The organism is Micromonospora citrea, assembly GCF_049629545.1.
GTDB lineage: Bacteria > Actinomycetota > Actinomycetes > Mycobacteriales > Micromonosporaceae > Micromonospora > Micromonospora citrea_A.
The window spans coordinates 129,753-144,465 of sequence record NZ_JBNADX010000005.1 but is presented as its reverse complement, the minus strand read 5'-3'; the positions used below and the strand labels follow the sequence as shown (position 1 = coordinate 144,465).

Below are 14,713 nucleotides of genomic sequence, written 5' to 3'. Positions count from 1 at the left end.
CGACCGCTCACCTCAGACCTCTTCGACCGAGCTCGGCTCGCGCCGGGACAGGTCGATGCCCAGCTCCTCCGCGGCCCGGAACACCTCGTCGTCGGTCTCGCGCATCTCCAGGGCCACACCGTCGCTGGAGAGCACCTCGACGTTGAGGCACAGCGACTGCAGCTCCTTGAGCAGCACCTTGAACGACTCGGGGATGCCCGGCTCGGGGATGTTCTCGCCCTTGACGATCGCCTCGTAGACCTTGACCCGGCCCAGGACGTCGTCGGACTTGATCGTCAACAGCTCCTGCAGGGCGTAGGCGGCGCCGTACGCCTGCATCGCCCAGCACTCCATCTCGCCGAAGCGCTGGCCACCGAACTGCGCCTTACCACCCAGCGGCTGCTGCGTGATCATCGAGTACGGGCCGGTCGACCGGGCGTGGATCTTGTCGTCGACCAGGTGGTTGAGCTTCAGGATGTAGATGTAGCCGACCGCGATCGGGTCCGGCAGCGGCTCGCCGGAGCGACCGTCGAACAGCTGCGCCTTGCCGGAGGAGCCGATCAGCTGCTTGCCGTCCCGGTTGGGCAGGGTCGACGCGAGCAGACCGGAGATCTCCTCCTCGCGGGCACCGTCGAAGACCGGAGTGGCCACGTTGGTGTCCGGCTCGGACTCGTGCGCCTCGATCGAGCGGAGCTGACGCTTCCACTCGGCGTCGTCGCCGTCCACGCTCCAGCCGGTCTTGGCCACCCACCCGAGGTGGGTCTCCAGGACCTGGCCGATGTTCATCCGGGACGGCACACCCAGCGGGTTCAGCACGATGTCGACGGGGGTCCCGTCCTCCAGGAACGGCATGTCCTCGATCGGCAGGATCTTGGAGATGACGCCCTTGTTGCCGTGCCGGCCGGCGAGCTTGTCGCCGTCCTGGATCTTGCGCTTCTGGGCGACGTAGACCCGGACCAGCTCGTTGACGCCCGGGGGCAGCTCGTCGCCGTCCTCGCGGGAGAAGGTACGCACACCGATGACCGTGCCGGTCTCGCCGTGCGGCACCTTCAGCGAGGTGTCCCGGACCTCACGTGCCTTCTCACCGAAGATCGCGCGCAGCAGCCGCTCCTCCGGCGTCAGCTCGGTCTCGCCCTTCGGGGTGACCTTGCCGACCAGGATGTCGCCGGGGACGACCTCGGCGCCGATCCGGATGATGCCGCGCTCGTCGAGGTCGGCGAGCATCTCCTCGCTGACGTTCGGGATGTCGCGGGTGATCTCCTCCGGGCCGAGCTTGGTGTCCCGGGCGTCGACCTCGTGCTCCTCGATGTGGATCGAGGTGAGCACGTCCTGCTGCACGAGGCGCTGCGACAGGATGATCGCGTCCTCGTAGTTGTGGCCCTCCCAGCACATGAACGCCACGAGCAGGTTGCGCCCGAGCGCCATCTCGCCCTCGTCGGTGCACGGACCGTCGGCGATGACCTGACCGGCCTCGACGCGGTCGCCCTCGAAGACGACCGGCTTCTGGTTGACGCAGGAGCCGGCGTTGGAGCGGCGGAACTTGTGCAGCAGGTACGTCCGGCGGTGGCCGTCGTCCTGGTGGATGGTGATGTAGTCGGCGCAGAGGTCCTCGATGACACCGCCGACCTCGGCGACGACCACGTCACCGGCGTCGACCGCGGCACGGTACTCCATGCCGGTGCCGACCAGCGGCGACTCGGCCTTGACCAGCGGCACCGCCTGGCGCTGCATGTTCGCGCCCATGAGCGCGCGGTTGGCGTCGTCGTGCTCGAGGAACGGGATCATCGCGGTCGCGACCGAGGTCATCTGCCGCGGCGACACGTCCATGTAGTCCACGGCGTCCGGCGCGACGTCCTCGGTCTCACCGCCCTTACGGCGGACCAGGACGCGGTCCTCGGCGAACGTGCCGTCCGACTTCAGCGGGGCGTTGGCCTGCGCCTTGACGAACCGGTCCTCCTCGTCCGCGGTCAGGTAGTCGATCTGGTCGGTGACCCGACCGTTGACGACCTTCCGGTACGGCGTCTCGATGAAGCCGAACGGGTTGACCCGGGCGAAGGTGGAGAGCGCGCCGATCAGACCGATGTTCGGGCCTTCCGGCGTCTCGATCGGGCACATCCGGCCGTAGTGGGACGGGTGCACGTCGCGGACCTCGAAGCCGGCCCGCTCCCGGGACAGACCACCCGGGCCGAGCGCGCTCAGCCGGCGCCGGTGGGTCAGGCCCGCCAGCGGGTTGGTCTGGTCCATGAACTGCGACAGCTGCGAGGTGCCGAAGAACTCCTTGATCGCCGCCACCACCGGACGGATGTTGATCAGGGTCTGCGGGGTGATCGCCTCGACGTCCTGGGTGGTCATCCGCTCGCGGACGACCCGCTCCATCCGGGAAAGACCGACCCGGACCTGGTTCTGGATCAGCTCGCCGACCGTACGCAGGCGCCGGTTGCCGAAGTGGTCGATGTCGTCGGCCTCGTAGCCGTCCTCACCGGCGTGCAGCCGGCAGAGGTACTCGACGGTGGCGACGATGTCGTCCTCGGTGAGCGTGCCGGTGGTGATCGGCACGTCCACTTCGAGCTTCTTGTTGAACTTGTACCGACCGACCTTGGCGACGTCGTACCGCTTCGGGTTGAAGAAGAGGTTGTCGAGCAGGGTCTGCGCGTTCTCGCGGGTCGGCGGCTCGCCAGGGCGGAGCTTGCGGTAGATGTCGAGCAGGGCCTCGTCCTGGCCGGCGATGTGGTCCTTCTCGAGCGTGGTCATCATCAGCTCGGACCAGCCGAACCGCTCGCGGATCTGCTCGGCCGACCATCCGATGGCCTTGAGCAGGACGGTGACGGCCTGCCGACGCTTACGGTCGATGCGGACGCCGACCGTGTCGCGCTTGTCGATGTCGAACTCCAGCCAGGCACCCCGACTCGGGATCACCTTGACGCTGGAGAGGTCGCGGTCGGAGGTCTTGTCCGGCTGCTTGTCGAAGTAGACGCCCGGGGACCGGACGAGCTGGCTGACCACGACGCGCTCGGTGCCGTTGATGATGAAGGTGCCCTTCGGCGTCATCATCGGGAAGTCACCCATGAACACCGTCTGGCTCTTGATCTCACCGGTGGTGTTGTTGGTGAACTCCGCGGTCACGAACAGCGGGGCGCAGTAGGTCAGGTCCTTCTCCTTGCACTCCTCGATCGAGGCCTTGACCTCGTCGAAGCGCGGAGCCGAGAAGGAGAGCGACATGGTGCCGGAGAAGTCCTCAATGGGACTGATCTCGTCGAGGATCTCCGCGAGACCCGAGCGTGCGTGCGGGTCGTCCGCCGACCGGCCCTGCCAAGCCTCGTTGCCGACGAGCCAGTCGAAGGACTCGTTCTGGATGGCGAGGAGGTTGGGGACCTCGAGGTGTTCGGTGATCCTGCCGAAAGAAACTCGGCGGGGCGCGAAAGCGCTCGACGTACGACTGGTCTTCGCAGGGCGGGAAGCTGCCAAGATGCGTCCTTCCGAGGACCGGTGCTGCAGAACGGCTGGTACGCGTGCACTCCAATGACCCCACCGGAAATATCCACAAACGGACATTTCCGAGCAGGGGTCAATTCGGAAGGCAGCGCAAACTAGCAGTGTAGCCGAGAGGCTAACCGCTGTCCAGCCCATCCCGCAGGTCGTCGCGGAACGTGCCTCGGGACCCCTGGATCCGGGGTCTCCGGGCCGCTCGGAACGCGTCGTTCCTGGCGGGCCGCTCAGGTGCCGCGGCGGGTGGTGCTGCCGCTGCCATTACCCAAGAGGTGGCCGTCGCAAGCGCGGAAGGTCTTGCTGGTGTCAGCGTGCCTGGGAGGCCCGTGCCGCGTCAAGGGCCGGCCGGGGTCGCCGTCGTCTTTCCCACCGACGGACTACCGTCGCACGCCGCCTCGGTGCCGTACGCCCGGCGTCGGAAGCCCTGCTCACGCCGCTGCCGCCGGAGCCACCAACCACAGCGGGCGGTGATCCGTTCCCGGATCACCGCCCGCTGCGACGCGGTGTGCCCCGGCTCACGTGAGCCGGGCGCGCGCCGAGGTCGACCAGAGGCCGACCTCAGGTCACTTGAGGGTGACCTTGGCGCCCTCGCCCTCGAGCTTGGTCTTCGCCTTCTCGGCGGTCTCCTTGTTGACCTTCTCCAGGATGGCCTTCGGCGCGGCCTCGACCACGTCCTTGGCCTCCTTCAGGCCCAGGCCGGTCAGCTCACGCACGACCTTGATGACCTGGATCTTCTTGCCACCGTCGCTCTCGAGGACGACGTCGAACTCGTCCTTCTCGGCCTCCGGCTCGGCAGCGGCGCCGCCGCCACCCGGGCCGGCCATCATCATCGCGGCCGGAGCCGCGGCGGTGACCTCGAAGGTCTCCTCGAACTGCTTCACGAACTCGGAGAGCTCGATCAGCGTCATCTCCTTGAACGCGTCGAGCAGCTCGTCGGTGCTGAGCTTCGCCATGTCTGGCGTCCTTTCTCAAAGTGAAAACTAAGAACGTGGGTGCGCCGGGTGGCCTCAGGCCGCCTCGGCGCCCTCCTTCTCGCGCTTGTCCTGCAGGGCGGCCGCCAGACGGGCGGTCTTGGAGAGCGGAGCCTGGAACAGGGCCGCGGCCTTGCTCAGGTTGCCCTTCATCGCGCCGGCCAGCTTGGCCAGCAGCACCTCACGGGACTCCAGGTCGGCGAGCTTCGTGACCTCGGCCGCGGAAATGGCCTTGCCCTCGAAGACACCGCCCTTGATGACGAGCTTCGGGTTGGCCTTCGCGAAGTCGCGAAGCCCCTTCGCCGCCTCGACGACGTCGCCCGAAACGAAAGTCAGCGCGGTAGGACCGGAGAACAGCTCGTCGAGGCCGGAGATGCCCGCGTCGGCCGCAGCACGCTTCGCGAGCGTGTTCTTGGCGACGGTGTAGGTGGTCTCCTTGCCGAGCGAGCGCCGCAGCTGGGTGAGCTGGGAAACCGTCAGACCACGGTACTCGGTGAGCACCGCAGCGCCCGCGTTGCGGAAGCTCTCGGTCAGCTCAGCGACGGCCGTGGCCTTGTCGGCCCGGATCGGCTTGTCCGCCATGTCCCTCCTCTCTCGTTACTCGGAGCTGGTCGCCGTCGTCGGACCGGTCGGCCCGGGACGGCGGCGTAGGCATCACGACAACGAAAAAGCCCCGGCGCAGGGCGCACGGGGCGAGGGCCGGCCCGATCACCGCAGTCGGCGGACCACGGGAAGAGCCGAGTTTCGCTTGCCGCCCTGCGCGGGTCGCCCGTCATCGCGGGACCTTCGACCGTGCCGGGGCACGGTGACCAGCGGTCTCTGGGTGGAACTTCGTCATCAGGTTACGCGACGCGACCGTGAGCACCAAATCGCCCCCGCGTGCGCCCGGTCACGCCCGCACGACCGCGTCCGGGACCCGGCCGTCGCGCCGCGACCGATCGGGCCGCGAGCGGCCGTCAGGGGCGGGCCCGGCGACGCCAGGCGTAACCGGCCAGCGCCGCCGAGGCCCACGCCAGCGCCCATGCCGACAGCAGCAGACCCGTGCCGACGGTCGGCGAACCGGCCAGCGTACGGGCGGTAGCCATCACCGGCGGCGCCAGCCAGGGCACCACCGAGCCGCGCAGACCCAGCGCCAGGGCGCCGACCGCGCCGAGGGCCAGCACCGCGACCCCGTACCCGGCAGTGCGGGTGAGCGCCCGGCTGGCGAGGGCGCCCAGCGCCACCGCCGGAGGCAGGGCGAGCAGATGCGCCCAGAGCCCCAGGCCCAGCCCGGCCGCCCGGCCCATCGCGGTGAGGTAGCGCTCGACGGTGAAGGGCTGCTCGGCGGGGAACCGTTCCGGCACCCACCCCACCTGCCCGGGACGGTCGACGACCCGGCCCCGCGCCGGACGCAGCACCCCGGCACAGAGCTGGAGCAGGGTGGACTTGCCGACCCCGTTGCGGCCGAGCACCACCGCCACCTCGCCCGGCCCGATGCCGACCCGGGCCGCCCGGAGCACCCACGGGCCGCGCCGGTGGTACCGGAGCCGGACGTCCTCCAGCCGCATGGGCCGAGCCTGCCACAGGGGACAGACGGAGAGGGGGCCCCGCCACAGTGTGGCGGGGCCCCCTCCGTCGGGGTCGTGCTCAGCCCTCGGCGCCGGCTTCCTGGAGGTTCTTGACCAGCTTCGGGTCGACCGGGACGCCCGGGCCCATGGTGGTGGTCAGGGTGACCTTCTTGAGGTACGTGCCCTTGGCCGCGGACGGCTTGGCCCGCAGCACCTCGTCGAGGACGGCGGCGTAGTTGTCGATCAGCTGGGTCTCGGAGAACGAGGCCTTGCCGATGATCAGGTGCAGGTTCGAGTGCTTGTCCACCCGGAAGGTGATCTTGCCGCCCTTGATGTCCGAGACGGCCTTGGTGACGTCCATGGTCACCGTGCCCGTCTTCGGGTTCGGCATCAGGCCGCGCGGGCCCAGGATCCGCGCGATCCGGCCGATCTTGGCCATCTGGTCCGGGGTGGCGATCGCGGCGTCGAAGTCCAGCCAGCCACCCTGGATCCGGGCGACGAGCTCGTCCGTGCCCACCTCGTCCGCACCGGCGGCGGCGGCCTCCTCGGCCTTCGCGCCGGCGGCGAACACGATCACGCGGGCGGTCTTACCGGTGCCGTGCGGCAGGTTGACCGTGCCGCGGACCATCTGGTCCGCCTTGCGGGGGTCGACGCCGAGGCGCATCGCGACCTCGACCGTGGCGTCGAACTTGACGTTGGTGGTCTCCTTGGCCAGCTTCACGGCCTCGGCGGGGGTGTAGAGCTTCGAGCGGTCGATGACGTCCGCGGCCTTGCGGTAGCTCTTGCTGCGCTGCATTTCTCGTTACTCCTGTGGTCTATGGCGGGCCGCGGTGTCCGCGCGCCCTCCCACGAACTGATCGGGTGAAGCGGGTGACCGAGGTCAGTCGGCGACGGTCAGGCCCATCGACCGGGCGGTGCCGGCGATGATCTTCTCGGCCTGGTCGATGTCGTTGGCGTTGAGGTCGGCCATCTTCTTCTCGGCGATCTCACGCAGCTGGGCGCGGGTCACGGAGCCCACCTTCTCCTTGTGCGGGACGCCCGAGCCCTTCTGCACGCCGGCAGCCTTGATCAGCAGCCGGGCGGCGGGCGGGGTCTTCAGCACGAAGGTGAAGGACCGGTCCTCGTACACGCTGATCTCGGCGGGGACGATGTCGCCCCGCTGGGACTCGGTCTGCGCGTTGTAGGACTTGCAGAACTCCATGATGTTCACGCCGTGCTGGCCGAGCGCGGGGCCGACCGGCGGCGCCGGCGTGGCCTGGCCCGCCGGCAGCTGAAGCGTGAACGTCTTGACGAGCTTCTTCTTCGGAGGCATGTCTCTTCCTGGGGCTTGGAACTGGGATATTCACCGGCCGCGGGCGCGCACGGTCAGCGCGGTGCGACAACGGCGACGTTCTAGGGTAGCGCAGCCCTCCGCCGGCCCGTCCGCCGAGGTCCGCCACCGAAGGCCGGGAAGCACGGACGCCGACGGCGGGCTGCTGCCCACCGCCGGCGTCCGGTACGTCAGATCTTGGCGACCTGGTTGAAGTTCAGCTCGACCGGGGTCTCCCGACCGAAGATCGACACCAGCACCTTGAGCTTCTGCTGGTCGGCGTTGATCTCGCTGATCGTCGCCGGCAGCGAGGCGAACGCGCCGTCGGTGACGGTGACCGAGTCGCCGACCTCGAAGTCGAGGACCTTGACCTCGGGCTTGGCCTTCTTCTGCTCGGTCTCCACCGCCGGGGCCAGCCACTTCAGCACCTCGTCGAGGCTGAGCGGCGCCGGGCGGTCGGCCCGGTCCGTCGCGCCGACGAAGCCGGTGACGCCCGGCGTGTTGCGCACGCAGGAGTACGACTCGGCGGTCAACTCCATCCGGACCAGGATGTAGCCGGGGAAGACCTTGGCCTGGATCTGCGACCGCTTGCCGTTCTTGACCTCGACCTCTTCCCGGGTCGGCACCTCGACCTGGTAGATGTAGTCCTCCATGTCGAGGGACGTGATCCGGGTCTCGAGGTTGGTCTTGACCTTGTTCTCGTAGCCCGCGTACGAGTGCACCACGTACCAGTCGCCCGGGGCGTAGCGCAGCTTCTGACGCAGCTCGGCGACCGGGTCGTAGTCCTCTTCGGGCGCGGGCTCGGTGGTCGGGAATTCCGGCTCGCTGGCGGCCTCGACCGACTCGTCACTGGCCGCCGTCGCCACCGTGGACTGCTCGTCCGTGGTCTCGGCGGTCTCGTCGTACTCAGGCACGCTTGCTCACTTCCGTCACTATCGGCTCAGTCGGCCGGTCAGCTGGGGTTGCCGAAGACCCACAGCACGCCCTTCGCGAAGGCGAAGTCGAGAAGCCCCACGATCGTCAGCACCACCGCGACGAACGTCACCACCACAGCGGTGTAGGTCAGCAGCTCCTTGCGGGTCGGCCAGATGACCTTACGCAGCTCGGCGACCACCTCGCGGAAGAAACGCGCGATGCGGGCGAAGAGCCCCACCTTGTCGCTCTCGGTGCGGGTCCTCGGCTTGCTGTCGGCAGCCCGCTCCCGGGTCGCGGTGCCGCCCCGGGAGACCGGCTCGTCCGCGCCGGTGGCGTCGTCGTCGGCGGCCACGTCGTCGACGAGCTCGTCGCGCTCGTCGCGCAGACCCTCGTCGCCGGCGTCCTCGCCGCGCCGCTTGCTCTCGGCCACTTCGCCCTCCGTCGCGGGATGTCGGTCGTACGCCGATGGGCGCACGCGGCGCTGGTCACGCCGGCCGGACCAGCCGTCCCGCGACGGGCCGCGGCCGGCGGACCGGACGAAGGGGCCCCGATGCCTCGGAGCCACCCCGCCGATGCCACCACCACGGGCCGGACGCCGCCGTTCGGCGGCGCGACCCACGGGAACGGTCAGGCCTGAGGCGCAGGGGTGACAGGACTTGAACCTGCAGCCTGCGGTTTTGGAGACCGCTGCTCTGCCAATTGAGCTACACCCCTGTGCGGCAACGCTCGCCCCGCTCGGTCTGCACGACCGGGCAGGGGTCACTTGCCCCACGGCGGACCAGTGTACGGGTAGCGCCCCGACTTTCCCAACCGGTCCCGCCCATCACATCCGGAAGACCCGTCAGCGGGAGGTGCGCACGATCGCCCGGGCCTGCGAGAGGACCTTCTCGCCGTGGCAGGTGGCGGTCACGTCGAGCCTGGTCAGGCCCGCTTCGGTGACCTCCTTCACCACCGCGTTCACCTCGATCTCGGTGCCCTCGTCGTCGTCGGGGACGACGACCGGACGGGTGAACCGGACACCGAAGTCGACCACCGCGTCGGGCGCGCCGGCCCAGGCGGTGACCGCCCGGCCGACCAGCGCCATGGTGAACATGCCGTGGGCGATCACCCCGGGCAGGCCGACCTTGGTGGCGGTCCGGTCGCTCCAGTGGATCGGGTTGAAGTCGCCCGAGGCGCCCGCGTAGCGGATCAGGTCCGCCCGGGTGACCCGGAACGTCTGGGTGGGCAGTTCCATCTCAGGCCTCCCCGCGTACGACGATCTTGGACCAGACGGCGACCACCGGCTCGCCGGCGGCGTCGGTCACGTCGGTGCGGGTGGTCAGGAAACCGTGCCCGCCCCGGTTGGTGATCTCCTCGATGGTGTTCGCGCAGACCAGCTCGTCGCCGGCCACCACCGGCCGGGTGTACGCGAAGCGCTGGTCGCCGTGGACCACCCGGCTGTAGTCGACGCCGAGCGCCGGGTCGTCGACGATCTGCTGCGTGGCGGCCATGGTGAGCACCACGGGGAAGGTCGGCGGGGCGACCACGTCCGGGTGGCCCAGCGACCGGGCCGCCTCCGGGTCGTGGTGCGCGGGATCGGTCGCGCCGATGGCGGTGGCGAACTCGCGGATCTTTTCTCGGCCCACCTGGTAGGGGGCGGTCGGCGGATAGGTCCGGCCGACGAAGGACGGGTCCAGGGACATGCCGCCGAAACTACACGTACGACACGAACGCCGACCCGTACGGGACGCGCGGCTCAGGCCACGCCATCCGTGCGGATCGGCGTTCGGGTGTCGCTGCGGGACCGGGCCGGCGAGTGCCGGCCGTGGGTCAGCGGGTCTCGCGGTGGACCGTGTGCTTGCCGTCCCGGGGGCAGAACTTCTTCAGCTCGATGCGGTCCGGGTCGTTACGACGGTTCTTGCGCGTGATGTAGTTGCGCTCCTTGCACTCCACACACGCCAAAGTGATCTTCGGCCGGACATCGGTCGCCTTCGCCACGGCGGAGTGCCTTCCTCGTTAACGGGTAACAACTACGGCGCATCAGCCTACGCGGCCAATGCGCGGACATGCAAAGTGGGCGCCAGTGGCGCCCGTCCCACCGACCGCCGGGAACGAGCCCGGAGGACGAGAGTAGCGGTGGCCGGACTTGAACCGGCGACACAGCGATTATGAGCCGCTTGCTCTGCCATCTGAGCTACACCGCCGCAGGCGGGTCCAGCCGGACCCTCTGAGCCCCCTTACGGAATCGAACCGTAGACCTTCTCCTTACCATGGAGACGCTCTGCCGACTGAGCTAAGGGGGCCTACCCGATCACCCCGGAGGGCGTCGCGCAGGGGATACATTACACGGCCCCGAGCCGGGGACGAAATCGACTCCCCCCTCCCCACGTCCACCCAGCTCAGGGCACCACTCGCAGGCGGGGCAGCTCCCCGGCGGTGATCGTCTCCGGGTCCACCTGGGCGCCGAACCAGGCCTCCAGCCGCTCGTACGGCAGCGGGCGGCTGAACAGGAAGCCCTGGCCGATCTCGCAGCCGATGTCCTGGAGCAGCTCCAGCGTCAGCTCGCTCTCCACCCCCTCGGCCACCACCGCCAGCCCGAACTGCTGGGAGAGGGTGACCACCGCGTTGACGATCGCCAGATCGCCGGGATCGGTCGCCATGCCCTGCACGAACGAACGGTCGACCTTCACCTCGTGCACCGGCAACCGGCGCAGGTGCGCCAGGGACGAGTCCCCGGTGCCGAAGTCGTCCACCGAGAGCCGGACGCCGAGGTCCCGCAGCCGGCGCAGGGTGGGGATCGGCCGGTCCGTGCCGTCCAGCACCCCCGACTCCTTGATCTCCAACGTCAGCCGCTGCGGCGGCACGCCGTACTCGTCGAGCAGGTCCCGCACCCGCGCCGGGAAGTGCTGGTCGGTGAGCGTACGGGCGGAGATGTTGACCGCGACGGCGAGCGCCTGGTCGCCGTGCCCCCAGTCCCGGCTGCGGCGCAACCCCTCGCGGAGCACGAACTCGGTGAGCCGGCCGAGCTGGCCGGTGTGCTCCGCCACCGCGACGAAGTCCTCCGGGGCGACCGTGCCGTGCGCCGGGTGCTCCCAGCGGGCCAGGCACTCCACGCCGACCAGGAGGCGGTCCCGCAGGGTCACCTTCGGCTGGAAGTAGACCTCCAGCTCGCCGTCGTCCAGCGCGCGCCGCAGGTCCCCGGCGAGCCCGAGGCGGCGCAGCGACCGGGACTCCAGCGCCGGACTGAACAGCTGGACGCTGCCGGGCACCGACTTGGCCGCCGTCGCCGCCAGGTCCACCCGTTGCAGCAGCGTCGCGGCGTCACTGCCGTGCTCCGGATGGACGGCCACCCCGACGGCCGTGTCGACGTCCAGGGTGAGCGCGTCGAAGACCATCTCGTCGCGGATCTGGTCGCGCAGGTGCGCGGCGAGGTCCAGTGCCGCCTCCGCGCTCTCCAGCCGGAGCGTGACCAGGAACTCGTCGCCACCGGCCCGGCCGACCAGGGCGCTGGACGGCGCGCAGACGCGCAGCCGGTCGGCGACCTCGACGAGGACCTTGTCGCCGGCGGCGTGCCCGAGCGACTCGTTGACCTGACGCAGCCGGTCCACGTCGAACAGCAGCACCGCGACCACCTCGCCGGGCGCCCGGATCCGCACCGCCTCGTCCAGGGCGCTGGTGATCCGCCGCCGGTTCGGCAGCTTCGTCAGGGCGTCGTGGTACGCGTCGTGCCGCAGCCGGTCGACCAGCCGGGAGTTCTCCAGGGCGACGGCGGCGTGCGCGGCGACCGTCTCGAACACCGGGATGTCGGCGGAGGTGAAGTGGTACGTGTCGCCGAGCCGGTTGACGACCTCCAGGGTGCCGATGACGGCCTGACCGGAGCGCAACGGCACGACGATCAACTCCTGGACCCGGCTGTCCCCGGTGACGGTCCGCTGATCCACCTCGGTGCCGAGTTGCCGGCCCGCGGCCACCGTCTCCCCCGTTCGGAGCACCCGGTCCCGCACCGCCATCGGGGCGGGCGCGAAGTCGAGCAGACCGGGGTCGTCGACGCGGGCGGTGAGCAGCACCTCGGGGTGCCGGCCCTGCGAGGGGAGCCAGAGGGTGGCGTACTCGGCCTGCATCAGGCCACGGACCCGACCGAGGAGCGCGTCGACGAGGGTGCCGTCCTGGCCGCTCTGCGTCATCGCGCGGGTCAGCTCGTACATGTCGCTGAGCGTCCGGTGCTGGCGGAAGAAGCGGGAGTACGACCGGTACACGAAGGCCACGGCCACCGCCACCGCGGCGAGCAGCAGGGCCGCCCACGCGTTGCTGTCCAGCACCATGAGCACGACGAGACCGATGGCGACGTTGACCGCGGCGGTCAGCAGCGTCGGGGCCGCCCTGCGGAGCATGTCCCACCCGGCCTGCCAGCCCTGGATGAGGCAGATGACCCCGCTGACCGCGGCGAGGGCCGTCAGGGCGAAGGTGCTCACCACGACGAAGAGCACGCCCCAGGTCGCCGGCCCGACCCCGTCGACGGGAGGCATGGCCAGCAGGACGAGACTCGCCAGCGAGGCGGTCGCGCCCGCCTTGGCGACGTTGAACCAGGCCTTCGTCGCGGTCAGCCGACGGCGCAGCTGGCCGATCCCGGTGGCGAGCGCGGCGACCACGATGACCGTCACCGGCTTGAGGTAGAAGAAGGCCAGGACGAGTGGGATCTCGGTCAGGGTGACGGCCAGCGCCTGGCGCCGCACGATGAACTGGAGGACCTGGGTGCCCGCCACCACCATCGCGACGAGGACGATCGCGCCGGGGATCAGGTCGTCCGGGCCGGGCGGGTCGACCGCCCCCAGGACCGTGCAGCAGACGACCGAGAGCAGGGCCATCGGACCGGTGATCAGCCAGGCCGCATCGGTCGGCCTGCGTGCCGAGGTTTGACTCCGTGCCATCCCGCTCCTCAAGAGGGTCGCGTCAGATCGGCTCGGAACCGCCGGCCGCCGCGGGGTGCGCGGCGACGAGCCGTCAGCGGAGGACGACCTGCGAGATCGGCGCCGCCCACTCGTAGTCGAGCGGCGCCGCCCATTCGTAGTCGCCGAGGGCATCGCCGGACACGGGTACGAGTCCGGCGACGAGCGCGGCCAGCGCGAGCGACGCGAGGGTCATGCCGAGCAGCCGGCCAGGCCTACGACCAGACATCAGTGCGCTCCTGTCGGCAGGGGGAAGACGATGGAGGTTCCACGATGGTGCCACAGCTGTGTCAGGAGTGAGAAGCCGTGACGGGCGAGGTCCGTCCACCTGCGTGGCGGGGCGAGCCGTCCGGTTGTCGACGATGGGCCGTCCGGCCAGGTCAGGTCATCACGGCACGGTCCTTCGTCCTGCAGAAACGACCAAGGTCGCAAACGGGCCCTAACGAGCATAGCCGTACGTGTCGCCCCCGAGTGCGGCGGGCCGCGCGCAGCGCCACCTTACCGACACCCACCGACACATCGACCACCATACCTTCTCGTCACCATCGGGGTCAGCGGGCCGGAAGACCTGTTCCCGACAGCGAGGAGCCCGGGTGCGCAGCAGTCCGACCGGGTCGGACACGGCGTGCGGCACGACGTCCCTGACGCTGCTCGAGGCCGGCGGGACGTGGCACGATCTCGTAGGTGACCAGCACACCTGCCACCGCGCAGCATCTGCGCGACCTCGCGCGGCTGCGCCGCGTCCGGGACCGGATCGACCGGGAGTACGCGCAGCCGCTGGACGTCGAGGTGCTCGCCCGGGGCGCCCACATGTCGGCCGGGCACCTCAGCCGCCAGTTCCGGCTGGCCTACGGCGAGTCGCCGTACCGCTATCTGATGACGCGGCGCGTCGAGCGGGCCATGGCGCTGCTGCGCCGTGGCGACCTCAGCGTCACCGAGGTCTGCTTCGCGGTCGGCTGCGCCTCGCTGGGCACCTTCAGCACCCGCTTCACCGAGTTGGTCGGGGTGCCGCCCAGCACCTACCGGCGCGAGGCGGGCCGTGCGACGGCGGGAGTGCCGCCGTGCCTGGCCAAACAGGTGGGCAGACCGATCAGGAATCAAGAAGCACAGCCCGCGCGGCCGCACCTAGCCTGACTGCCATGAGCCTCACCATCCACACCTGCGTCCTGCCGCACACCGACCCGGACGCCTCGCTGGCCTTCTACCGCGACACCCTCGGCTTCGAGGTCCGCAACGACGTCGGCACCGGCACCATGCGCTGGATCACCGTCGGGCCCGCCGACCAGCCCGGCACGTCCATCCTCCTCGCGCCCCCGGCCACCGATCCCGGCATCACCGACGACGAACGCCGCACCATCGCCGAGATGATGGCCAAGGGCACCTACGGCTGGATCATGCTGGCCACCCCCGATCTCGACGACACCTTCGACAAGATCCAGGCCGGCGACGCCGAAGTCGTCCAGGAACCGATCGAGCAGCCGTACGGGATACGCGACTGCGCCTTCCGTGACCCCGCCGGCAACCTGGTCCGCATCCAGCAACTGCGCTGAACCGTCCCCGACACAGCCACGACCTGTACGG

At 70.0% G+C, this 14,713-nt stretch carries 15 protein-coding genes and 3 tRNA genes; 2 read left to right on the top strand and 16 right to left on the bottom strand.

Annotated features, from left to right (window positions below; all coding sequences use genetic code 11):
• Positions 1-12: 12 nt before the first annotated feature.
• The 16 genes from ACPFP2_RS08515 to ACPFP2_RS08440 all read right to left on the bottom strand — a co-directional run bounded on the left by ACPFP2_RS08515 (position 13) and on the right by ACPFP2_RS08440 (position 13,361).
• Positions 13-3,444: a DNA-directed RNA polymerase subunit beta gene (locus ACPFP2_RS08515; RefSeq protein WP_424087782.1), complete on the bottom strand. Its 3,432-nt coding sequence runs from the start codon at positions 3,442-3,444 to the stop codon at positions 13-15.
• Positions 3,445-4,028: 584 nt separating this feature from the next.
• Positions 4,029-4,418: a 50S ribosomal protein L7/L12 gene (rplL, locus tag ACPFP2_RS08510; protein ID WP_424087781.1), complete on the bottom strand. Its 390-nt coding sequence runs from the start codon at positions 4,416-4,418 to the stop codon at positions 4,029-4,031.
• Between the two features lie 54 nt (positions 4,419-4,472).
• On the bottom strand, positions 4,473-5,018 hold the full coding sequence (gene rplJ / locus ACPFP2_RS08505) for a 50S ribosomal protein L10 (protein ID WP_088976132.1): 546 nt from the start codon (positions 5,016-5,018) through the stop codon (positions 4,473-4,475).
• 374 nt (positions 5,019-5,392) lie between these two features.
• Positions 5,393-5,983 carry an ATP-binding cassette domain-containing protein gene (locus tag ACPFP2_RS08500; RefSeq protein WP_424087780.1) on the bottom strand — a complete coding sequence of 197 codons (591 nt, stop codon included), beginning with the start codon at positions 5,981-5,983 and terminating at the stop codon, positions 5,393-5,395.
• Positions 5,984-6,062: 79 nt separating this feature from the next.
• Positions 6,063-6,779, bottom strand: a complete 717-nt coding sequence (gene rplA / locus ACPFP2_RS08495) for a 50S ribosomal protein L1 (RefSeq protein WP_088976133.1) — start codon at positions 6,777-6,779, stop codon at positions 6,063-6,065.
• A gap of 84 nt (positions 6,780-6,863) precedes the next feature.
• Positions 6,864-7,295, bottom strand: coding sequence for a 50S ribosomal protein L11 (rplK, locus tag ACPFP2_RS08490; protein ID WP_088976134.1), 432 nt, complete (start codon positions 7,293-7,295; stop codon positions 6,864-6,866).
• Between the two features lie 188 nt (positions 7,296-7,483).
• Positions 7,484-8,206: a transcription termination/antitermination protein NusG gene (nusG, locus tag ACPFP2_RS08485; RefSeq protein WP_424087779.1), complete on the bottom strand. Its 723-nt coding sequence runs from the start codon at positions 8,204-8,206 to the stop codon at positions 7,484-7,486.
• A 38-nt stretch (positions 8,207-8,244) separates the two neighbouring features.
• Positions 8,245-8,637, bottom strand: coding sequence for a preprotein translocase subunit SecE (gene secE / locus ACPFP2_RS08480; protein WP_424087777.1), 393 nt, complete (start codon positions 8,635-8,637; stop codon positions 8,245-8,247).
• Positions 8,638-8,848: 211 nt separating this feature from the next.
• A tRNA-Trp gene (locus ACPFP2_RS08475) sits at positions 8,849-8,921 on the bottom strand.
• A 127-nt stretch (positions 8,922-9,048) separates the two neighbouring features.
• Positions 9,049-9,441 (bottom strand): MaoC family dehydratase, encoded by a 393-nt coding sequence (locus tag ACPFP2_RS08470; protein WP_424087776.1) that lies wholly within the window; start codon positions 9,439-9,441, stop codon positions 9,049-9,051.
• Position 9,442: 1 nt separating this feature from the next.
• The gene (locus ACPFP2_RS08465; protein ID WP_424087774.1) at positions 9,443-9,889 is read right to left on the bottom strand and encodes an FAS1-like dehydratase domain-containing protein; all 447 of its coding nucleotides are present in this window, start codon (positions 9,887-9,889) and stop codon (positions 9,443-9,445) included.
• Between the two features lie 127 nt (positions 9,890-10,016).
• Entirely contained in the window at positions 10,017-10,184 is a 168-nt protein-coding gene (gene rpmG, locus ACPFP2_RS08460) for a 50S ribosomal protein L33 (RefSeq protein WP_013288652.1), read from the bottom strand.
• Positions 10,185-10,317: 133 nt separating this feature from the next.
• A tRNA-Met gene (locus ACPFP2_RS08455) sits at positions 10,318-10,390 on the bottom strand.
• Between the two features lie 26 nt (positions 10,391-10,416).
• Positions 10,417-10,489 (bottom strand) — tRNA-Thr (locus ACPFP2_RS08450).
• A gap of 96 nt (positions 10,490-10,585) precedes the next feature.
• Entirely contained in the window at positions 10,586-13,114 is a 2,529-nt protein-coding gene (locus ACPFP2_RS08445) for an EAL domain-containing protein (RefSeq protein ID WP_424087770.1), read from the bottom strand.
• 73 nt (positions 13,115-13,187) lie between these two features.
• Complete coding sequence (locus tag ACPFP2_RS08440; protein WP_424087768.1) at positions 13,188-13,361, bottom strand: hypothetical protein; 174 nt, start codon at positions 13,359-13,361, stop codon at positions 13,188-13,190.
• A gap of 455 nt (positions 13,362-13,816) precedes the next feature.
• Between ACPFP2_RS08440 and ACPFP2_RS08435 the strand changes: the two genes are divergently transcribed.
• Together ACPFP2_RS08435 and ACPFP2_RS08430 are read left to right on the top strand one after the other, a co-directional pair.
• Complete coding sequence (locus ACPFP2_RS08435; RefSeq protein WP_424087766.1) at positions 13,817-14,266, top strand: helix-turn-helix transcriptional regulator; 450 nt, start codon at positions 13,817-13,819, stop codon at positions 14,264-14,266.
• Between the two features lie 5 nt (positions 14,267-14,271).
• On the top strand, positions 14,272-14,682 hold the full coding sequence (locus ACPFP2_RS08430; protein ID WP_424087764.1) for a VOC family protein: 411 nt from the start codon (positions 14,272-14,274) through the stop codon (positions 14,680-14,682).
• The last annotated feature ends 31 nt before the right edge of the window (positions 14,683-14,713 follow it).